At 61.5% G+C, this 20631-nt stretch carries 21 protein-coding genes; 3 read left to right on the plus strand and 18 right to left on the minus strand.

Annotated elements, in window-relative coordinates; translation table 11 throughout:
* Nucleotides 1–8: 8 nt before the first annotated feature.
* The gene (locus NXI30_15720) at nt 9–737 is read left to right on the plus strand and encodes a hypothetical protein (protein ID MCR9095669.1); all 729 of its coding nucleotides are present in this window, start codon (nt 9–11) and stop codon (nt 735–737) included.
* Nucleotides 738–782: 45 nt separating this feature from the next.
* Here NXI30_15720 and NXI30_15725 read toward each other — a convergent pair whose 3' ends face one another.
* Together NXI30_15725 and NXI30_15730 are read right to left on the minus strand one after the other, a co-directional pair.
* On the minus strand, nt 783–3032 hold the full coding sequence (locus NXI30_15725; GenBank protein MCR9095670.1) for a Mov34/MPN/PAD-1 family protein: 2250 nt from the start codon (nt 3030–3032) through the stop codon (nt 783–785).
* Nucleotides 3033–3039: 7 nt separating this feature from the next.
* Nucleotides 3040–4101 carry a hypothetical protein gene (locus NXI30_15730; GenBank protein MCR9095671.1) on the minus strand — a complete coding sequence of 354 codons (1062 nt, stop codon included), beginning with the start codon at nt 4099–4101 and terminating at the stop codon, nt 3040–3042.
* 320 nt (nt 4102–4421) lie between these two features.
* Here NXI30_15730 and NXI30_15735 point away from each other — a divergent pair, with 320 nt between their 5' ends.
* The gene (locus tag NXI30_15735) at nt 4422–4862 is read left to right on the plus strand and encodes a hypothetical protein (GenBank protein ID MCR9095672.1); all 441 of its coding nucleotides are present in this window, start codon (nt 4422–4424) and stop codon (nt 4860–4862) included.
* Nucleotides 4863–5249: 387 nt separating this feature from the next.
* Here the strand turns inward: NXI30_15735 and NXI30_15740 are convergent, their stop codons facing one another.
* The 13 genes from NXI30_15740 to NXI30_15800 form a co-directional block, all read right to left on the minus strand.
* Nucleotides 5250–5660 carry a hypothetical protein gene (locus tag NXI30_15740; GenBank protein ID MCR9095673.1) on the minus strand — a complete coding sequence of 137 codons (411 nt, stop codon included), beginning with the start codon at nt 5658–5660 and terminating at the stop codon, nt 5250–5252.
* Nucleotides 5661–5762: 102 nt separating this feature from the next.
* A complete protein-coding gene (locus NXI30_15745; GenBank protein MCR9095674.1) occupies nt 5763–5987 on the minus strand; it encodes a DUF2274 domain-containing protein in 225 nt (74 codons plus the stop codon).
* A gap of 50 nt (nt 5988–6037) precedes the next feature.
* Nucleotides 6038–7054 (minus strand): TrbI/VirB10 family protein, encoded by a 1017-nt coding sequence (locus NXI30_15750; protein ID MCR9095675.1) that lies wholly within the window; start codon nt 7052–7054, stop codon nt 6038–6040.
* Nucleotides 7054–8043 carry a P-type conjugative transfer protein TrbG gene (gene trbG, locus NXI30_15755; protein ID MCR9095676.1) on the minus strand — a complete coding sequence of 330 codons (990 nt, stop codon included), beginning with the start codon at nt 8041–8043 and terminating at the stop codon, nt 7054–7056. The genes NXI30_15750 and trbG overlap by 1 nt, the downstream gene beginning before the upstream one ends.
* On the minus strand, nt 8040–8699 hold the full coding sequence (locus NXI30_15760; GenBank protein MCR9095677.1) for a VirB8/TrbF family protein: 660 nt from the start codon (nt 8697–8699) through the stop codon (nt 8040–8042). Before NXI30_15760 ends, trbG begins: the two co-directional genes overlap by 4 nt.
* Complete coding sequence (trbL, locus tag NXI30_15765) at nt 8696–9790, minus strand: P-type conjugative transfer protein TrbL (GenBank protein MCR9095678.1); 1095 nt, start codon at nt 9788–9790, stop codon at nt 8696–8698. The genes NXI30_15760 and trbL overlap by 4 nt, the downstream gene beginning before the upstream one ends.
* Nucleotides 9783–10556: a P-type conjugative transfer protein TrbJ gene (gene trbJ, locus NXI30_15770; protein ID MCR9095679.1), complete on the minus strand. Its 774-nt coding sequence runs from the start codon at nt 10554–10556 to the stop codon at nt 9783–9785. Before trbJ ends, trbL begins: the two co-directional genes overlap by 8 nt.
* Nucleotides 10553–11743 carry a hypothetical protein gene (locus tag NXI30_15775; GenBank protein MCR9095680.1) on the minus strand — a complete coding sequence of 397 codons (1191 nt, stop codon included), beginning with the start codon at nt 11741–11743 and terminating at the stop codon, nt 10553–10555. Before NXI30_15775 ends, trbJ begins: the two co-directional genes overlap by 4 nt.
* Entirely contained in the window at nt 11740–12978 is a 1239-nt protein-coding gene (locus NXI30_15780) for a hypothetical protein (GenBank protein MCR9095681.1), read from the minus strand. The genes NXI30_15775 and NXI30_15780 overlap by 4 nt, the downstream gene beginning before the upstream one ends.
* A gap of 12 nt (nt 12979–12990) precedes the next feature.
* The gene (locus tag NXI30_15785) at nt 12991–13338 is read right to left on the minus strand and encodes a VirB3 family type IV secretion system protein (protein ID MCR9095682.1); all 348 of its coding nucleotides are present in this window, start codon (nt 13336–13338) and stop codon (nt 12991–12993) included.
* Complete coding sequence (locus tag NXI30_15790; protein MCR9095683.1) at nt 13338–13646, minus strand: TrbC/VirB2 family protein; 309 nt, start codon at nt 13644–13646, stop codon at nt 13338–13340. The genes NXI30_15785 and NXI30_15790 overlap by 1 nt, the downstream gene beginning before the upstream one ends.
* 3 nt (nt 13647–13649) lie before the next feature.
* Nucleotides 13650–14636: an ATPase, T2SS/T4P/T4SS family gene (locus tag NXI30_15795; GenBank protein ID MCR9095684.1), complete on the minus strand. Its 987-nt coding sequence runs from the start codon at nt 14634–14636 to the stop codon at nt 13650–13652.
* A 24-nt stretch (nt 14637–14660) separates the two neighbouring features.
* Nucleotides 14661–14891 (minus strand): hypothetical protein, encoded by a 231-nt coding sequence (locus tag NXI30_15800; protein MCR9095685.1) that lies wholly within the window; start codon nt 14889–14891, stop codon nt 14661–14663.
* A 266-nt stretch (nt 14892–15157) separates the two neighbouring features.
* Here NXI30_15800 and NXI30_15805 point away from each other — a divergent pair, with 266 nt between their 5' ends.
* Nucleotides 15158–16423 (plus strand): hypothetical protein, encoded by a 1266-nt coding sequence (locus NXI30_15805; protein ID MCR9095686.1) that lies wholly within the window; start codon nt 15158–15160, stop codon nt 16421–16423.
* On the opposite strand, the gene NXI30_15810 is transcribed toward NXI30_15805, so the two are convergent.
* The 3 genes from NXI30_15810 to traF form a co-directional block, all read right to left on the minus strand.
* Entirely contained in the window at nt 16420–18186 is a 1767-nt protein-coding gene (locus tag NXI30_15810) for a type IV secretory system conjugative DNA transfer family protein (protein MCR9095687.1), read from the minus strand. The genes NXI30_15805 and NXI30_15810 overlap by 4 nt on opposite strands.
* Before the next feature lie 74 nt (nt 18187–18260).
* Complete coding sequence (locus NXI30_15815; GenBank protein MCR9095688.1) at nt 18261–19940, minus strand: DUF3363 domain-containing protein; 1680 nt, start codon at nt 19938–19940, stop codon at nt 18261–18263.
* The gene (gene traF / locus NXI30_15820; GenBank protein ID MCR9095689.1) at nt 19937–20494 is read right to left on the minus strand and encodes a conjugative transfer signal peptidase TraF; all 558 of its coding nucleotides are present in this window, start codon (nt 20492–20494) and stop codon (nt 19937–19939) included. The genes NXI30_15815 and traF overlap by 4 nt, the downstream gene beginning before the upstream one ends.
* Between the last annotated feature and the right edge of the window lie 137 nt (nt 20495–20631).

Genomic DNA, 20631 nt, shown 5'->3' on the forward strand with positions numbered 1-20631 from the left:
TGAACATCATGAAGCTTGAACTCGACCGATACACTCGCCGTGCGCGTCTGGCACCGGCGCTCTTGGTGCCCTTGCCCGTTGCGTTCGCGTTCGTGGCGGTTCTTCCTGACACTTGGGCGGCCGCCGGCACGTTCTGGGGGCTGCTCCTCTACGCCGGCGGCTCCTACTTTCTCACCCAAATCGGAAGGGCATCGGGCAAATCCAAGCAGGAGTTTCTATTCGATGCCTGGGGAGGCGCCCCAACGACGAGAGATCTTCGGCATCGAAACGCGTCGAACCCGACGCTGCTCCTGCGACGGCATATGCAGCTTGTGCGGCTCCTCCCGGATTTGTCGTTCCCGTCGGCTGCGGAGGAAGAAGCTAATCCGGAAGCTGCCGACCACACCTATGAGACTGCAACCACCTTCCTTCGAACGAGCACAGGCGACCACGAAAAATTCCCCCTCGTGTTCGAAGAGAATTGTTCTTATGGATTCCGACGGAACCTCTGGGGGCTTAAGCCTTGGGGCCTTTCCTGCTGCCTGTTGGCCCTCGCTGTCATTGGCCTTCGATACGGATTGTTTTCGGATTCAGTCAACGAACTAATGTCGATTCTCGCCGCGCCAGCGCTGCTTCTCTCAATCGGCTTTCTACTTGTCTGGGTAGGCGTGATCACTCCCGATTGGGTCAAGTCATCAGCGGATGCCTATTCGGAGAGACTGCTTGAATCCATCGAGCGGCTTTCCGCCTCCGAATAACACAGCCATTCTGACGCGCCCCCATATTGCGAGTTCGATTGATGGCTACTCCACAACGTGGACACCAACACGGTCGGGAGAAACGATCAATAGGAGCGTAGGCAGGCCCATTCCTAGGTTCTCGAGGCGGAAGCCCTCTGCGGTCTTTCGATCTGCTGCTGACAAGCTGCTGCCACCAGCTGGATGCGAATGCCAGCTTCCAACGGGGACCAATCGCAGGCCAGAACCTCGACGCAGCTGCTTCTCTTCTTCGCTTCGACCGGCCGGGGGGAGCTTGAGGCGATTTGTATCTGCGACGGTTGTGGGAGGCTCGGCACACGCCGAAACAACAGTGATCCGCCTCAAAGGAGGATCGATACCGCCGTACAGATAGCCACCAGTCTCACAGGGAGACGACTGCTGCATCAAATCGTTCATTCGAGCGGACACACCGGGCGCGATACGAACCTCCCACCCGCTCGCGTTGGGGTCGACGTCGAATGAGTCGACATCCAGCCAACGCCAACCAATAGGCTCCCCACTCGGCGAGAGCTCATTCAAACCGAGTCCAGATCGATGGTCCACTTCGGCGAGCAGTTGGGAGAGAGCCGGCATGAAGGCGGCCGCATGCGCCGCAACCTTCCATTGGGGCATCCGGGTGGTCGCTGACGCACATCCGAACCCAGCAGCAAAGGCGCCAGTTTCGACCGGATCGGTGAGCTCACCGCGTAAAGCGGCCGATACCGAATCGTCCTCCGCAGCAACGCGACAAAGGAAATAATAGAGATCAAGGACATCAGGGTTTCGGCCTTCTGACTCAATCGACTGCACACCGAGCTGACCCTGTTGATAAATTTCGCCGCGAGCGATGCGTGGAAGCCATCGACTTCGCGCGAGGGCGCGCCTCACGCCGTCGGATGCAGTGGAGTCAATGACCACTGCGTCAGAGGGCACCCCCGTTCCCAGATCACGCGGATTCACGCCTATCACATCAGTATTCACTGCTCGAACGTCATGAGATTCGAACAGGTTAAGCGAGCGCGAGATACGGGACTGGACCAAGCCCTTTGCCAGCCCAATTTCGGGAATGATGGCGGCATGTCGTGCCAGATTGTGCGACCTCACCAAGTCCGAGTCGACCACACCAATACAGTGGCCTCCCGCCCTCGCAATCATTTCCCCTAGTTGACTACCAAGCGCCCCGTAACCGACCAGGTATCCGGGCTTCAGAGGTTTCGTACCAGACACGTCCGCAAGCAGGGCAGAGCCAGGCTGAGGGTCAAGGAGAACATTCTCGACCACAGAATCGGTCGTATCTAAGCGACCTATCGGGCAAGCAGAAATCGAATATCCGCGCAGCTCGATTGCGCGCGCTTCGGGATCGGACGACAGGCCGAAAATCTCACTCATCATTGGTATGGGTCGACGGATACCGAGAAGTACAATCACCCGACTTGGCGAAAAGTCATTGATTGCGAACGCTGCAACCGCCTCCGTAAAACTCTCCAAGAGACCGAAAGCATTCAATTGCTCGAACAAATCTTTGCCATTCGAGCAGTCCAGAAATCCTGGGTTGGATTCGACTCGATCTGCCGGCTGCATCAAGAAGAGGCCCAGAGCGGTCTGGCCCCCGGCCGAACCATCGTCGGCATTATCCGACGCCGCTCGAAAACTATCAACGCCGCCGGATAGCCCTCGGCACAGAGTCTCGTGCTTGAACAGCGCGGCCGAACCGCTGACCGTTGCGACGAAAGTTGCCCAAGAACCGTCGGAGAGGGAGTCGCTCCCATACTCTTGAAAGCTCGCGCCCTGAACGATTCCGATGACAGTCGAGTTAGGTAATGGAATTGGCTCCCACCCACCCATATTGAGAGAGCTGGTCTTCGCATCAAGCAGCCAGCGGCAGAGACGCTTCAGAAAACCGGTGACGCCACGACGTTCATAGAGCGTTGCGTGCCCCTCTCGTGCGAGGCAGATGCTAACCGGGGAGTCCTCGGCGACAGGATTCAGGTGAGTCAAGTTACGAGGAAAGTCGGGGCGATCGCTGTAAACCTGCGGACCTGCCAGTCCGACCCCGTGCTCGGAGTACACGAAGGAAATCGGCTCGGTGTCTCGAATATCAGTATCAGGTGGCCCATCAAGCTCGTCAGTCGCCAGAAGAAAAGAGACAGCGATCCGCTTGTCCTCAAGCCTTGAAACGCGGATTGAATTGCGCATGACTGCCAGCTGGTCGTAGATTTGCGCAATCTCTCTAGAAAGCGCCGGCCATCGATCTCCTTCCGCGAGTTCGGAACCACTTTCGCGAAAGAGCTTCAACGATCATTCATCCGTAGTTGCCTCCGCCCGTGACAGCTGTGGATGCGGCAGACCCTGATCGGGAGCCCCGCTTGCTTCTCGCGGGCCCAGACGAGCCAAAGCGAAACACGACGTTTCCAGGCTTCCCGTCAGCGCCGTGGCTTCCTGTACATAGAAATCGATCCCCCGCGCCGCCTAGGATCTCGATGTACTTCTTCTTCGCGATGGGGCTCGGAGGATCGTCGCCGTCAGCGCGAACGGGCTTGCTGCTCGACACAACCCATCCTGTCCCGAGAGTCTGGCTCAGTGCGTTGACTGAATCCGGAAGGAAGTGAAACTGGTCGTCAGCGTCTTTCCATCCCATGGCGTGTCGGGATGAATGATGAGGCGAAACCAGAATATTCCAGGCCAGCCGGCCCAGCTTGTGTCTGTTGTCTCGATATACCCGCTCAAGCACATTGGCTGTCGCATCGCCTGCTAGTAGAATCTTGTTGGCCTTGCCGTCGACATCGATTGTCCACCGAATGATCAAGCTCGAACCATTCGACGAATTCTCCGATTCTCCCGGCGACGCTCTGGGAATGTCAGCCTCCTCCAATGTCGGCCCGAGGAGCTCCCACGAGAGACCGCTGCACAGATGGCCGGACTCGTCTCCCTCGCCAACCGCGAGAACCCGCAGGCGGTTGCCAGATATTTGGCCCTCTGGCGTGTTCACGAGCGCGTATCGTCGACGGACCTCGTCGAGCAGAGGCTTCGCCTCGTCCGTGACATAATTGGGGCTCACCGCGTAAGGACTGCACCAAATTTCATCAACCAAGATCCTTGATCGCGGTGAATGCTGGCCAGGTGTCCCCGCATGAAAGACCTCTGCGAACCCGCGGATGTGGTCAACGTCTGGGTGGGTTAGAACGAAAACGTCAAGGCGTGCGTGTGGGCACGCATCCCGGAGCTCCTCGTCGATATCCGGGAATTCTCCGTCTGGATCCAATTTGTGATTGAAGTCGGTGAGAACCGTGAGCCCGTGAGATTCGATGAGAATCGAATCACCATTGCCCGTCGCGAATACAGTGAGTTTTTCGGTCGCCGCCATGCCGGGCAATTCTCCAATAGCCGGCCACGGGTGATACCGATGCCGGCCTACACAAGATCTCAAGCTGCGGTACGGGGGGCTGCTCGAAGCTCGTCACGGGTGATGGGAAGTCAACCCGCAATGTCCCTGAAGGCTGTGACAGAACGGGTCACAGGCGACAGAATCGAGACCGAAATCAATCATTTTCTTCTATTTTCAGACACTTAGACAGAAGGCCGGTGACGTTTTAGGTCTTCGGCGGATACGAAGCCGTACCCTTCGTAGTCCACATGACTACTCCAATTGCGGTCATCTATAGCGGTCGCCATCGGGAGCAGAGCATGCCGGAAATCTCACGCGCCGAACTCTACGCCCTCGTCTGGTCCACACCGATGTCCCGCCTCACGCCAAAGCTTCGCGTATCGGACGTCGCGATTGCCAGAGCATGCCGTCGCATGAACATCCCGCGCCCAGACGTTGGCTACTGGACGAAAGATCGGCTCGGCAAGCAGTCATGCTTCCCTCCCCTCCCCAAGGAAGGTGGCGACGCCAGTGAATGGACCCTGGCCCGCAAGCGCAGTCACGTCCAAAGGTTCTCTGTCGATGACGCTCCGTCGTTCGTCGTCGACCGGATGCTCGGGAACGAGGAACTCGCGTCGTGGCTTTCCTGGGCTCGCCTTCAGGCCGAGCGGCTCAACCCAATCGACCGACTCCTGGTCGGCGAGACCAATGAGCTCGCCGACGAATGGAAGATGGGTAAGGTGGGAACCAACCCTATTTGAACTCGAAACCTCTAGGCTGCGTCGCTCTCCCGCTCGAGCGGATGAGCTCGCATCCATTCATAGGCCTCATCGAAGAGGCGGTTCAGAAGCGGAACGTCTCCCTCTGAGAACGAAGCGCTGTTCCGGATTTCTCCGTCTTCACGAAACGCTCGCTGAGGCGAGATCTGATAGTAGCCGCCGTTCTGACCCGAATTGAGCCAGACGGACACACTCAGTCGACCTGCCCGAACCGTGTGGACCGGTCGATTCGTCGTCTTCTTTGCCATAGGCAAACCTCCTTCTCGGGACATTCTTCCCGAAATATGAAGAGGTTGGTTTCCCACCTGTACCTACAAGCGTTATGCGACGAATCGCTCTGAGCGTGACCCCAGCTGGCCAAGAATTTCGTCAGGCGACCTCCTCGACCTGCTCTCCTTCGGCTTCCTGCAGCTTGATGGGCCGGACATTAATCCGCACATCTCCCCAAGCCGGGATGTAATCGAAGCGAAGTGTCAACGACTCATCGTCGTTTCGAAACGCCACACCAATCTGCGTCCACGACGACTTCATCTCTCCGCGATGCTCGAAGGAGCGGATTCCGTAGATTCCTAGTCGGTTGTTCTCAGTCATGATGGTCTTCTCCTGTTCTGGTTCGTCCTGATTCGATCTATCACGAAAGTCGCATTCAGCACCAGCGACTTCCGCGTTCCCGAGCGCCCAGGCTTGCGGCTCGGTCGTGAGGTCGGGATCGAGCCCGTGTCGACGAAGCTCGGCGATACGCTCTTCATCCGAGAGCACCCTCCCCTGCTCGTCGACCACGAGCACGGCGGTCCGTCATGTGGGCGCGCCTCGCACGCGACGCCGCTCGATCCACGCGCCGACCGAGAAAATCGTCGTCAAGTACTCCATTACTCTCGCCTGCTACTCGCCCTTCGCGTCACCGGCAGCTTTTTGCCATTTCTGGAACTCGCGGTCCGAGCGCATCGTGAAGCTGGCCAGCTGTATCAGGAGCTCGTCCTGGGTGATGGCCGTCCCGTAAACCGATTCGTAGTAGGCGACGTAGTCTTCGAAGTCGCGGCGATCGGCTCCGATCAGCTTCACACGAACACGAAGGGGTGTTCGATCTTCCGGGGGTGCAAGCTGCATCTCATTCTCCTCTTTCTCGTCGGCTGCATCGTGCGGCCGGCGGCTAGCTCTCAAGCTCCGTAGGGGCGTTCAAAGCTGATGTCTCGAGTGACGTGGACCGTGAAGCGCGCACCTGCTGCAACCTCGATCGTGGGTGTTCGATTCAGCTCGCGGCGAAGAATCTCGTTCGACGTTTGGCCGAGTTGCTGACCGAGCGCGCCGGCCATGATCTCGCGGGGATCAGAACCGGCTCGATCGAAGCTTCCCTGCGAGATTTGCGTCCCGCCCGAGATCACGGCCAACATGGCCGCAGTGCCGAAGGAAGCCAGCAGATGTCGATTGAGCTCGCCGGGTACACCGACGGTGCCGGCGAGATCCGCAGCCGGCTCCTCCGGCAATCGCTGAGACTCCCCATTCGGGAAGATCAGCCGGGAGCATCCCAACACGAGGCGCGTCTGCCCCCGGGCCGCTGCCGACTGGTACTCGCAGAGCAGCCGGCTGCCCTTGGGTATCAGAACGTGGTTGCTCGACACCGTGTCCCGAATGTCGTCCGTCACCTGCGCGACGACCGGCCCGGGCTGTTCAGAGTTGATGGCGGTCATCAGCGCGGCCGGAATGAGCGTGCCGGCCTTGACGTCATACCCAGGAACCTGACTATCGTGTTCGGGGCGGGCGCGGCTCGGCGCGCCCAATTCGGGAGCACGACCGAGCGGCTGCGCCGCGCCCGCGGGCGGTGCGACCGCGGCGAAGGACACCGAAAGGGGTGAGTCCATGGCCGCCTGAAGCGCCTCGGACCGAGGCCGAGGACGGGTTGAACGAACCGGCGAGGCCTCGACGGGGAGCGCCACGACTCCGTCGGGCTCGCTTTCCCACCACGGTTCGTTGGTATTGGGCGCGATCGGCCGGTCTCGACCCTCGCCGGCCTCTCGGCGAGAGGAGCCCAACGACAGAGAAAAGACGAGCATGATGAGGGCACAGGCCGCGACCGCGACCCAGACGAGTCGCCGGTTTAGCCGCGCAATCGGCGGCCGGAGCTCGTCGAGCGAATACTTGAGACGTTCGACGGGTGACCGCGGGGTCCGGACCATTAGCGACGTCCCCCTCGGCGCTTGTGACCCGGCTTCACACGACGGGGCTCGCGACGCTTCTTCGCCTTGACGGTCACGCTGCGCTCTCCGAGAACGAGCACTGCGGTCTCGAAGAGGCCATCGACGACATAGGTGTCGCCATGAACGCGGTAGTTACGCACTTCTCGCTCGGCTTCATCACGCACGAAGAGCACGGGCGTGCGGGCTCCACCTCCAGTCGCGACCGCCTCAGGAAACTGAATGAACGTGCGCGCTCCGTCGTCGAACGCCTCGACGGGCGTCCAGCTCGGGGCGTTGCGCCCGGTCGGCGTGATCTCGTACTGAAAATTCAGCGACTCGACATCACGGATCTTGGGCGACTCGCCCGAGAACAGCCGAGAAAAGAAGCCGCCCGAGTCGCCACCACTGGCCACCGCCCGATTCCAGGCGGCAACGGCTTCGCGCGGGTAGTAGAAGCGAGCGTTTCGAACGTACTCGCCCTTCTTGTCCTTTCTCGAGATCAGAGCCAGGTGATACGCACGCCGATCCGTCATGATGACGAGATTGGTGGCGATGCCGTACTCGCGTGGCTTGACGACCAGATGGGGAATGGCCTCCGCACCGCTCTGGGTAAACGCCAGTTCAGCGTTCCAGCGAGCCGTATCCCCGAACATGACCGAATTGACGGCTTCGCCCGCCTGAAGCTCGATGTCACAAACGCGAAGAGGTTTGCAATAGAGCACCGGATTGCTTTCGCCGAAAGGCCACAGCACGAAGCCGGGACGACGCACGACAGGCGCATCGCCGGTCCGAATGAACTCCTCCAGCGCTTCCTCCGCGAATTGCGCATCACCGCCCAGGTGCGCTCCGGTGCCGGGCGGCGGCGTCATCTCAATCGGCTCCTTCACGACGAGCGTCGCTTCCACGAGCGGGGCCGGAGGGCTGTCGGTCGTCGCACAGCCGAGCGAAATACCAGCAAGGAGAATCAGCGGTAGGAGTTTCGTCTTCATCGGATAGGCTCCGTCCATGAGAGTCGGGTCACGAAGAGCCCGATCGGGTTCTCGAAATTCTTCGTCGAAGGCTCGTCGGCCTCGAGCTCGAAGACGCCCCGAAAATGGCGAGACGTCACGAGATGCCCCTCGAGCGTGCGAGCGCGTTCGCGCCAGGTTGCCTCGAACATCTTCTCGCCCCGGCGCAAAATCGAGGACACCTCGACTTCAATGGTCCGCTTTCGCATGACCTCGAAGGGACTGACTTCGCGGTAGTACTCGCGCAGGCGTTCTGCGGCCGCGCCTCGCGCTAGAGCATGGGTTCGCTCGAGCAGCGTCTTCTGCGCCGTGCGGTCGCCTACGACGGTTCGCCAGCTCGAAATGAAGCTCGCAAGCTGTGCGTTGTAGAGGCGCTCATCATCCCATCCCGTTGCATCGAGCGGACCGGCGTAAGCGATCGTCCCCATCTCATCGACCTTGACCACGAAGGGGATCATCTTCGACTGAGACCCCACGACAATCAGCCCGACGGCGAGTAGTGCGGAGAGGCCGAGCGACGCGAACGCGACGCGCCGCCAGAAGATCGTCGCGTGGATGAAGTCGCCGTAGCGCTCCGTCCACTCGTTTCGAGCTGCGATGTAGAGCTCGGTCCAGGGGTTCTCGTCGTGCTTGCTCATTTATCCGACTCCTTTTTCGTGCCTGAGCGGCCTGTTCCCCTCTTCTCCGCGGACTCGCTTGAACCGCGTTGCGTATTCGATTGGTCGGCCTTCTGTGCGCGGGAACTATTCTTCATGCTCCGCGAAGAGCTCGTTGTGCGTGCGGATGCGCCGGAACGACCACTTCCGGGCGATGTGGGCGCAACGGCATGACGAACTCGTGCAAGGATGTTCAAGACCGGCGCTGCGGTCGCTGACGCGGCGCCAGAGACCCTCGACGAGGCCCTGTTGATGGCGCTTCCTGCCATCGATGCATCGGTCAGCGTCAACGACACGGCGCCGTTCATGGTGGACGCCGCGAGGTTCGGGATCGACCAGGCAAGAAATGCGTAGAGAATCGACGCACCCAGGATCTGAAGCAGAGCGCCGAGGCTCTGCCCGCTCTGATCGAGGATCGACACCCACCCCGGAGCGAGGCTCATCCCGACACCCACGACGAGGTAAACCGTGAAGAGCTTCACGCCGATGCCAAGCGCGAACGATAGAAACCGACTGGCGAACGGTGCGGTGAATCGAGAGCCCGAGAATCCGAGCATGAATACGCCCGCGCCCAAGACGAAGTAGGCTTCGACGAGTGTGAGCGCCATCTGCACCGCGATGAGGACGAATGCGAGGAAGACGATGAGTCCAGCCAATGCGACGAACGCGCCACCGCCAGCGAAGGCGACAAGCCCTGCATCGAACACTCTGCGCAGAAGGTTTCCGCTGACCGCGATTCCCTGGTCGAGAACGGTCGAGGGATCGAGCATCGGAAGACCGGAAGCACGACGTCCGGCCTCCGCGAAGCTGTCGAGTACGACAAACGACCAGTCGCGGAAGTAGACGAGCAGTGTGTAGAAGAACATGAGGGCCACAATCTTTCGCAAGAATGCGGCGATCATGGCCGTCGGGTCCTCGCGTTCGAGCGTCCACCACATCGCGGACCAGGAAATCTCGATCGCCGCGAGTGCCCAGAAGAGCCCGATCGCAATCGGCAGGAGAGCGTCGTGCCAAGCTGCGGTCGCGGTGGCAAAGTCGTTCACGATGGACGAGAAGATTTCGGACCTATTCATTGAAGACTCCCGGGCCAGTCCCGCTGAACGGCCAACGAAAGCTTCTCTCGGATGCTGCCGGCGAAGACGGAATCTCAGCCCCTGGCTCACCGAGGAATCGTTCGAAGGAAGCCACGCTCGCGGCTTCTCGAGCCTCGCGTGTTGCCAGATACACGTTCTGGGCATTCGTAGACGCGGCGATGAGCTGGCGGAGCTTGGCCAGCTCCTCGAGCTCCCGGCTCGCCAGGGCATTCGCGATCTGCAGCGCTTGCATTCGCCCGGAGGCGGTTGCGTTCCGGCGCCGGAGAACGTCGAGCGTGTCTTCAATCGTGCGCGCATCGCGGGCGTTCACGCCCGTGGCAGCGAGCGTCGCACGTAGGGTGTCAAGAAGTGTTCCCGACCAGCCGCGATAGAGGCGTGCATAATCATCGGCCGGGTCATAGCCGGGGAAGGCATCCCGGAACCGTCCATCGAGTCCTTCGAGGGTGTACGCGATGGCTTGCCCCGATTGCAGCGTCGCTTCCATCTGATCAAGGATCGCGGCGAGCTCTCCCCATGACGGCGACCCCGCGCGGCGCGAGTTCTCAATCATGTCGCGCAACATCTCAACCTGCGCCGCGGTCTGAAGAAGTGCCTCCGCGTGGTTGAGGACGGTCGTGGCATGATGGATCGGGTCGTAGACGATGCCGGAGCCACCGAAGAGCTGACCATGACCGACCTGTGGATTGACCACGATGAGCGCCAAGCTCAACACCGTGGCCGTCGCCAAGGCTTGCATTCGACTCATTGAGCCATCTCCCGGTAGAGCCGCATCCAACGAGCGGCCTCGTCGTGCAGACCATGCTCCTCGAGCCAGACGGCGGGCCAGGTCGCGCCATGGGAAGAGATGAGGTCGCGCGCACGGCGAATATCATCGGGGCGCGAGGCCCCAAGAAAGGCCTGAGCAGCCGGGCCGATGTCGAGGTCAAAGAAGCGACGACCAGACGGGCAAACCGCGTAGTAGTCGCGCTTGGGCGTCGCCTGAGCCAGCAGTTCGAGCTGGCGATCACTGAGGCCGATGCGCCGGTAGCAGGCCGCCGCCTCCGGGTCGCGTGCGTGAGGATTCGGAAGCAGGATGCGAGAGGGACAAGAGTTGAGAATTGTCTCGGAGCGTCCCGACGAGAAGAGATCTGTCAGTTCTTGGGTCACGAAGACGAGCGAGGCGTTGGCTTTACGGAATGTCTTCAGCCATTCGATCACCTGATCACGGAACGCGTCGTGCAACAGCGCCCGCCAGGCCTCGTCGAGCAGAACAAGTGTCGGTCGCCCATCGAGACGTCGAGTGATCAGCGAGAAGAGATGAACGAGGACTGGCAGCGCCACCACATCGCTACGACTCATCAGGTCTAGATATTCGTAGACGACGAAGCGGCCGTGACGGACGGTGTCAACTTCCGAGTCGAGCAGGCCACCCAAGGGCCCATCGACCGTGTAGTAGGCAATCGCCTCGCGTATCTCCGCGGACTGGGGATTGAGAGCACTGAGGGTCTTCGTAAAAGAACCCGCGAGCAGCTCGACAGCGCGGTGAATCTCGCGACGCCCCGCTGGCCCGGGGTCGACGCCCTGCAGACGAAGCAGCAGCTCAACGAACTGCTGGGCTCGCAGTCGGTCGGCCCGAGTTTCGAGCTGCGCAAGCGGAGCGAAGCCGTGGTCGCCGTCGGCCTCGGCGGTCAGCTCGTGATACTCGGCGCCGGCCGCATTGGCCGCGACGAACGACGAGAGGCCGAGGTCGAAATAGAACACCTGGGAGCGGGGGTACCGCAGGAACGAAAGGGCCAGGAACACCATCAACAGGGATTTCCCTGCGCCAGTGGGCCCCACCGCGAGCGTGTTCCCGACATCGCTCTCGTGAAGGAAATACCGGAACGGTGTCGCGCCGCTCGTATTGGCGACGAACAGCGGCGCCGAGTAGGGCGTGATCGGGTCGTCGCTCATCGCGAACCCCGACGGTCACCCGTCCAGATCGTCGTCGAGGGAATCATGTCCGCCAGATTGAGGCTGTGCATGATCGGCCGGCGTACGTTGCGAAATCCGTGTCCAGGAATGCTTCCGAGATAGGCTTCGACCGAGTTCACGTCCTCGATCCGTCCCGAGAACCCGAGACCATGAATGGCCTTCAAGACGGCGCGGGCGGATTCGTCGACGGCCTGTACGTCTTCGTCGAAAAGGACGACGACTGAGGTGAAGTAGCCGAACCGGAGCTCACCCTCCGAGGCCAGAGCGAGAGCCGTCGAAGCATCGACCGCCATGTGGTCCGCATCTCCGTCTTCAGGCCCCGGCTCGTCGCCGGCCACCTCGCGGGCGAGGCTCATCAGCCCTTTCCGCTTCTGAAACCACTGACGTTGAATCACCTTGAGTCGGGCTTCGGCTGTCGGCAGGTCGAGCGGCAGGAAACGGACAGACCAGCGGTAGACGATCGAGAGACTCGAGAGTTCGTCGAGCATCGCCGGACTCGACTCGGCCGGGAAGTCTGTGATCGCGACGACGCGTACGTGCTGGTCCCCGACCATCGGCGTGAGGCCCACGCGCAGGTTCGTCGGAGCCAGGTGGTAGTCGAGATACATCGGTGGAACGGGAATGCGCATGCGCTGTTCGATTCCCGTGATGCAGAACTTCATGAGGGAAAGAAGGTCGACCGAGTCGAGACGCTCTAGCTCGAAGACGTTGCCGAGCTGATCTTCGAGTCGCTCGCAGGTGTTCGAGAAGGCGGCGAGGAGTTCTGTCTGGACGTCGGCCTCGAGCGCGGAGCTTTCGAGGAAGAACCGCAACGCCCGCCGCTCTGTGTCTGGACGCACCAGGTACGTGAGCGTGAAGTACGTCTGCGATTCGTAGTGGCGACCATCGGATTCATGGTCGCGGCGACGCTCGTCTTCGATCAGCATCGAAGTCGGGTCCGGAAAGTCCCCTGCCGCTGCATAGCGACGCGATGTGGACCGAACCGACTGGAAGTGAATCTCGTGGCCGTTTCCCAAACTTCGGAGCGCGCGATGGATGCGCGCAGAGAGGGCCTCGAGCTCGGCCGCGTCCGCTGATTCAAGGTCGGGCCCATGCAGACGCCAGCCGGCCAGAACCGCACCGTCTTTGTTCAGCATGACGCCTTCGTCGACCATCGCGGCTGGATTGAGCAGCTCAGAGGTTCCGGCCTCGGGCCGTCGCGAGAAAAGGGACATCAACGCTCTCCGCTAGTCGGAAGTGGGAACCGACGGGTGAATGGGGCGCGGCTCGGCATCGTCTTCCGAGGCGTGTGCATATTCAGCGTCAAACCAGAAGTACCGGACGAGCACGAGGCGGATGTCAGCGTCGTGGCGAGAAAGGCGTTGGAGGGCCAACAGGCCGACGAGAAAGAGTCCGCCGACGGTGATCAGCGCGTAGCCCGTGAAGCCGGTCCCCACTGCCGTCGCGAAACAGACGATGGCCAGTGTGCCGATTGATTCACGCTCGCAGCCGGCGTAAAGCACCGGGCGGACAAGCGAGCGATGAATCGGGATTCGTCTAAGCGATCGCTCCTCTGCGCGCCGTTCCTCGCTCATCAGAACGTCGCCGTATCGAAGCCAAGCGCCTCGAGGAAGCTGAGCGCGCCGAGCGCGAGAGAAACGCCGAACGCGACGCCAAACAAGTGACGGGCCCCGCGCCCGTGCTCCCCCATCATCCACGTCAGTCCGGTCACAACTACGGCGACGGCGCTGACGACGCGTGCGACCGGCCCCGTGATCGATTCGAGGATCAGCGTCAGCACAGCTTCCCAGGGAAGCCCTGTCACGAGTGTCGAGGCATGAGCCGGAGTCGCCGAAACGACGATCACCGCGAGCGGCAGCATGAGAATGGCAAGTCGGGGCATGGTCTACTCCTCGGGCCCGTCTGGACCGATGCGGCTTTCGGCAGAAAGCGGCTGTACGACGTACGTCTGGGTCGAGTTGTCCCAGCCCTGCACGTAGATGACTTCGTTGATCGCCGGGACGTCTCCCTCGCGAACGAGATGAACGACCAGGTCTACGACCTCACCGATCAGCGCGTTTTGAGAGGGAACGCCGGCCTCGAGCACGAGCTGTTCGAGGCGCGTGAGTGCGCCGCGCGCTGAGCTCGCATGAATCGTCGTGACGCCGCCGGGATGGCCCGTGGACCATGCCTTCAGCAGGTCGTAGGCCTCGGGACCTCGCACCTCACCGATGACGATGAAGGTCGGGTTCAGGCGCATGCCCTGAAACACGAGCGCCCGAAGCGTGGAAGGGGGGACCACGCGACGGGCGCTCGTGAGCGCGAAGCGCGAGCGAATCTCGCTTGCGTCTTCGAGCAGAAGAAGGTGAGCTTCAGGGAAGTACTCGCCAAGGATGTTGATCTGGACTTCTGCGAAACGGGTCTTGCCAGATCCCGTCGAGCCCACGATGAGAATATTCTTGCGATGAAGAAGCGCGCTCCGGAGCGCGTCTTCGAATCCGCGACAATCGAAGTCATCGAGCGAGAAGACCTTCTCGGGCGGACGTCGCAATGCGATTTCGGGGCTTGGGCTGAGGGGCGGAATCGCGCCTTGAACCCGAATTCCCAGGTGCTCGATCTTCCCGGCAAGCGCGGGTTCTTCCTGTGTGAGCGACTCCCCGAGCAGAGAAGCGATCGACTTGAGCGTGCGCTCGCGCGAGGCGTCCGACGACCGCTCGCCGAACCGACGCCAACCGGTCCCCCGAATCAGGACATGATTACCGTCGCCATTCGCGATCACGTCGCCAGCCGACTCCGAATCCAAGGCAGCGATGAGGTGGGCAAGCCCCTCGCTGACCTGGGATTCGAGTCGACGGCGCGTCGTCTCGCGATTCTGGGAGTCTCGTGAAGCCATCGGGCAGACCTGACCGCCGAGGGCCTAGTCGAGCCCCAGGGCCTGGCAGATCAGGCGTCGGATGTCTTCGTGCTCCTCGCTCTGACGGTCTCGGTGCTGGCTGAGCTCCGTCACGATTCGCTGTTCGATGTTTCCCAGCGCGGCGTTTGCCTCGCTCCCGTCGCCCGCCTTGAGCAGTAGACGAATCGCACGACGGAGCGCTTCGGCGAAGGTGAGACCATTCCTATGGACGTAGGCCTCCAAGTCGTCGCTCATTCCCCGCGGGCAATAGACTTGGTAGCGTGTGGTTGAGTTGAAATCAGACATGATTGAGCCTCCTTACGACCTCGAATATGAACGAGGAGGAAGACTCAATCCGACTCTAAATGTGCACTTTTTAAGATATTGTGCGCACTAAAATAAATAATGCGTGATATTTCTATATCGAGCGCACTTCGTTCATGAATATGCGCACTTCACTCGCGGCGCGCTGCAGATGCGACGTGGACCGTTCCCCCCCACGACGACACCAAGGACTCAACATGAGCAAGCAACAGGAGACAGCCGCCACCGGCAAGCCCATAGGGAAGCCTCGTGAACTCAGTCTCGACGAGTGCATCGCAGCCGCCAAGTTTGTCTACAGCCCCGATACAGGCGGCTCTCGAAGTGTGATTCGAACGGCCAAAATGACGGCGGACATGCTCACGGAGCTTCGGAAGGGCGACGGAAACGATCAGCCGGTGGCTGTCGATACCGTCAAGCGAGGCGTGAAATTCGCGATCCAAGAGGGGCTTGTCGTCGTCGAACCCAGGCGTCGCCAGTCGTTGCAGCTCCCGGACCAACGCCCCGAATTGGAAAAGTCGCTTCGAGCCGCCCTCAACATCGATGACGCAATCGTGCTCGACTGCTCGGATCTCACGCTCATCTCTCAGGACGCCTACTACAGCCTCCAGCGGAAGCTCGGACACGCGCTTGCCAAATACCTCGCAGACCGCGCCCACCGCGAGTTCAGCCGAGTCAAACCCGGTGACTGGGGACTCGGCGGCGGACGCGCTGTTCGTTCCTTTGCGCGCCGCCTCGAGAGTCTGGCGCCTCCCGAACGTTGGCCGGGGCAACGAGTCTATTCCTTTGGTGGGTCGCTCGAAGGAGACGCCATTTGGATTGACGGCGTACCGGCGCTGTTGGGGTCGGACAGTGCAGCATCGACGTTCGCCTCGGCGTTCGATTCCAACGTAGAGCTTCGTCGTGTCCTGGCACCGCTTTTCGTCGAGAACGCGCGCGACGGCGCGCGACTTTCTCCAACTCCGCGCGCATTCGCTGATTTCGGGAAGGGCAATCGATCTTCGACGTCGATCGTGGCTTCCCGGTTCGGAGCGCTTGAACTCCCCTTCTTCACGGGGATCGAACTTCCGAAGGAGATCCCCGATCAAGCGCGAGAACTTCTTCAGCTCGTCGTATCGTGGCTTTCCTCGCTCAAGGATCCCTTCGGTCGTGATCACGGCTACTGCCCCATCGCCAATATCATCGCAGTGCCGTTCTACGTCCCGAATCGCCATGGTTTCCGTCACGCCGAATCGCCGCCCAAGGAAGTGATTCAGGCGCTTGAGGAGCTGGAGAAGTATTTCATCTCTGCCCACACATCCGGCGTGGGAGCCGCTGATCAGATTTTCCTTCTCGGCGGAGGATTCGGAAACGCGGCAACGATCGACTACCTGGCAACCGAACTCTTCAGGGGCAAGGTCAGTCTCGTCGTCACCTCCTCCGGCACGGCGGAGCGCATCTGCAGGTGGCATGGCATCGACCTCTAGCTGCTCGGCGGGCCGAGAACGGTGCCGTCGCCGGCCGAGGTCTCCCCGGCACGCTGCGAGAACGTCGGATCCTCGTAGTACCGGATCTTCGCTCCCAGGATTGGACGCAGGCCCGGCGCGAAAATCAACGCCGCGTCGTCGCCGAGACGCATGATCTCGTCGGAAGTTAGAAGCGCACGCTGCGTCTCCTGCTCCGCCGCAATCACGTGCCCCAACCATGGCGACAGTCGACTTCCGGTGTAGGTCCTCGTCTCCTTGTGAACCGTCGTCTGCCCCGTCATCTCCGACAGCACCCGGGCCGTCTCGAGCTTGTTCGGCCGAAAGGCAACCCGCACATCACAGTTCGCGGAGATGGCCTCATCGCGTCCATAGAGGGCACGGAGCTGTTCAAGGTCCTGAACCACGATGTAGGCCTTGATGCCGTATCCGGCGATGTAGCCGAGCGCATCATGAAGGAAGTGGAGCCGACCGAGCGCCGTGAACTCATCCAGCATGAGCAGAAGTCTTCTACGCCCGCCCTCCCCTTCACGGACGGCTTCAAGTTTCTCCGTCAGACGGTGCAGCACCTGTTGCAGGAGCACTCGCATCAGCACCCGTGTTCGCCTCAGGTCAGCGGGCGCAATCGTTAGATAGAGCGACGTCGGCGTCTCCGCGGCGACGAGGTCTGTGATCCGAAAATCGGATGCCTCCGTGCTCCGAGCCACGACCGGATCCGCGAATAGCCGAAGCGCTCGTCGCACCGTCGAAACGACGCTCGACCGCTCGTTCGGGCTCTTGTTCAGCAACGCCTGGGCCCCGGCCGAAACCGTCGGATGCGTTCTCGTAGGCTCACCCTTTGAGGGGGAACGCCACTTCCAGGCGCCGCTCGGGTCATGAGCCGTATCGATCATCTCGTTGCAAATCGTCTCGATCGGAACGCCCGGGAGCGAAACGAGATCGAGGCAAGCGCGGAGAGTGGCCTGCGGCTGCGAATAGAGAACGTGCAGAGTCAGAGACGTGAGGAAATCGGCGCCGGTCTCCGTCCAATGAACGCCCGTGTCGTCGCTTCCGTCGCCGGTATCCATGATGATCGCGGCGACGTTCTGGGCGTCCCGAACCTCGAGCGGGCCTAGCCGCACCTCTTCGAGCGGGTTGTACCGGGCCCAATCGGGTCCCTCGTTTCCCTCGGGCGCCGTCGGGTCGAATCGCAGCACCCGGTGGCCGAGCATCTCGCGTCGCCAAGCCGCGGTCTGCGCGTAGTTCTCGCCCTTCATGTCGTGAATGATCGCGCTCTCCACCCACCCTCCGAGCAAGGTCGGAAGGACGAGCCCGACGCCCTTTCCACTCCGCGTGGGAGCGAATGCAAGGCAATGGGAGGGCCCATCGTCGCGGAGGTAGAACGTGCGCGCTCCTTCACCCAATGCGCCCACATAGACGCCGGAGTCGTGGCCGAGAAGCCCGGCCTCCTCGATCTCCGCCTTCGTCGCGAAGCGGGCGGAACCATAGAGATCGCTTCGCCCGCCAATCTGCCGCGCGCGCCATACCGAGAACCCAATGGCCCCGAGGATCGCAAGATGGGAAGGAATCGCGATCGCCCAGTGCCCCACTTCCCAGATGTGTGCCGTCTCAGCCACATCGCGAAAGCGAATTGCCCACACGAAGTAGCCCCAAGGCGGGTAGACGAGCCCTATCCACGGTGGGCCAAGTGCCTCGGCGAACCCAAGGCGCCATGCAGCCCACTGGGTCGTCGCCCAACAAGACAGGACGACGATCGCAACCGACATGGATACAGCGCCCAGTGACACGCCGGCCGCACGATTGCGCCCCCCTTTCGGAAGGTGATAGATGGCGCCACTCGTCACGCGCCGCCCTCGCGGTCTCGGTCGATTGCCTGCAGTCGCTCGAGGTCGTCGACGCGCCAAACCAATCGGTTTCGGTCGCGCACTGCGGTGGCTTGCACCTGGGCGCCGACCGCCAAATTTGCCGTCGTCGTCGCGAGCCCGACGAGCTCCCGCCCGTTGTCGACGACCGCCAACTGCTCTGCAGAGGCGCTCGTCGCGTAGCCGACGAATCGCCCTCTCTGCAGGCGCCCCTCCACGGGATCGGCAATCCGCACGGGCTTGCCGGATGGCGTTTCAAAGCGCTCGAGTGAATCCATCGTACGAATCTCCGGCGCTTCGAGTTCTGCCAGCGCTTTGAGGGCCTCATGCCAGCCCGTCGCGACCGCCCGGCGCGCGTTCTGGCCCTCATCGACGAGAAGCAAATGCTCAAAGAGCGCACGGAAGCCATGGGCCATCCGACGCTCTTGGTGGTAGGCAAGCTCGCGTAGATCGGGGAGGTCCGACCTCCAGACCGCCACGCCATAACGCTCCACGCCGCGACGCTCGTAGGGAACCGACTCGAGGGTGACCGTCTGCCCCAATCGAAGCTGCCCACGCTCCCGCGCCTCTCGGATGCGGCGGGTCTGTTGCGCGTAGTGAACGACGCCGTTCTCTCCCTCGAGAAGGACATAGCTCCGTCCGTAGAGGTCGCTCTCGAGACCCGTTCCAATCAATCGACCCGTCACGAACAGTCCTTCGGCGGGCTTGAACCTTCTCAGATCCGTGACAGGAGTGCGCATATGAGGAGCGTGTTGAGCGACTCGCTTCGCGATGTCGCCGGCCTGCTGCAGCTCACGAAGTAGGTCGTCGAATCCGGATTCAAGCCGCCACGTGAACGCACTTCGCTTCTGCGCCAAGCCGAGGTCGCGAAGATGCTGCAAGCGACCCAGCTCGAATCGGCGCTGCGCAGCCAGGCTCGAATCCGCCGGTGGCAGGTACGCGATACGCACGTCGCCCAAAGCATTCGACTTGTTCACCAAGGCCCGGTCAATCGACGTCCTGCGGAGTGCCGTCACTTCTCGTGACAGCGTCTCCCGGTGTTCCCGCTCGGTGCGATATCCGAGCTCGTTGGTCGCGATCTCGATGCTTCGACCTCGGAACCCATGCTTGATGTATTCGGGATCGATCTCGAGCGTCGTGCCGTCTTCTTTGCGCCCGCGGAGCATGATGTGAACATGAGAGTTATCCGTGTTCTGATGCTCGATCGCCACCCAATCAAGGCGCGTTCCGAGATCAACCGACACCCGTTCCATCAAGTTTCGCGCATGCAGGCGGAGGTCCATTCGATGCGCTTGTTCGGGGGATACGATGAGCTTCCAGAAGAGCGAATCGCCCTCCTCCTGCCAATCCCGGAGAGCGGAAGCCAGCGCGCGTTCTTCAGTTTCGGAATCGAACCCGACACCTCGCGCGCCTTCTCGCTGCGCTCCTTCGCGCTCGAGATATCGACCATGTGCAGCCCAAACCTTGTCCGCCCGATTCGGGACGTAGGCCACCTTGACCACGCTGCGCTGCAGAAAAGGCGCCGCCGCGCTGGGCACAAAGGATGACCCCGGCAATCCAAGTCGTCGGCTGAACTGAAAGCGTCGCGAAGCACGAGGATGCCGTCCGCGTTCACCGCGAATCTTCCCCGGCCGTACGCGAAGCTCGTCCTCGCTCATCGCAGAGGCCTCGCCGAACCGAGCGCGGGGAAACTCCAGAGTGGTCGAAGCTCCCCCAACACCATATCAATCGCCACCGGCCCGAAGTAGCGCGAATCCCAGCTGCGCGGGTGATGGTTGCTGATCAACCAAACCTCACCACTCGCTACCTCGTAGACGCCGTCCGGGATGGGCGCGAGACGCCGGCCCTGTGCATCCGCTTCAGAGGGGTCGTGGTCTGAAATCCAAACGCCATTGACGCGAATCCCACCGTCCCCCAGCGAGATAAAGTCGCCGGCTATCGCACCAACCGGCTTCCCGATGGGCCGAGCGCCCCCTGGACAGCTTCCCGACTTCAGATAGCCACGGACACGGCCGAGCGTCGCGGTTTCGATCGGCAGGCATACAAGAACGATGCTGCCACGCGTGAGCGAAAGCTCAGTTGTCCAGTAAAGCCCTTTCGGCAGGCTGTCACCGGTGGCGACTCGCAGTGGAAACGCTTGAAAGTATTCCGCGCCGACCAGCAGTAGGGCCAGGACCAATACACAACCAACTCGAATGGAATGCGTTCGCATCGCGCCACCGTACGCGACGACGGCGGCGCGATCGACGGGCCAAATGAAGCTCGGGAGTTAGCGCCGAGTCAACGCAGCGCGTGAGTCAGAAAATGCTGAGCAAAACCAAGCACGTGCGAACGAAGTGAGTCACACCT

Source organism: bacterium (assembly GCA_024742285.1).
Classification (GTDB): domain Bacteria; phylum Myxococcota_A; class UBA9160; order UBA9160; family UBA4427; genus UBA4427.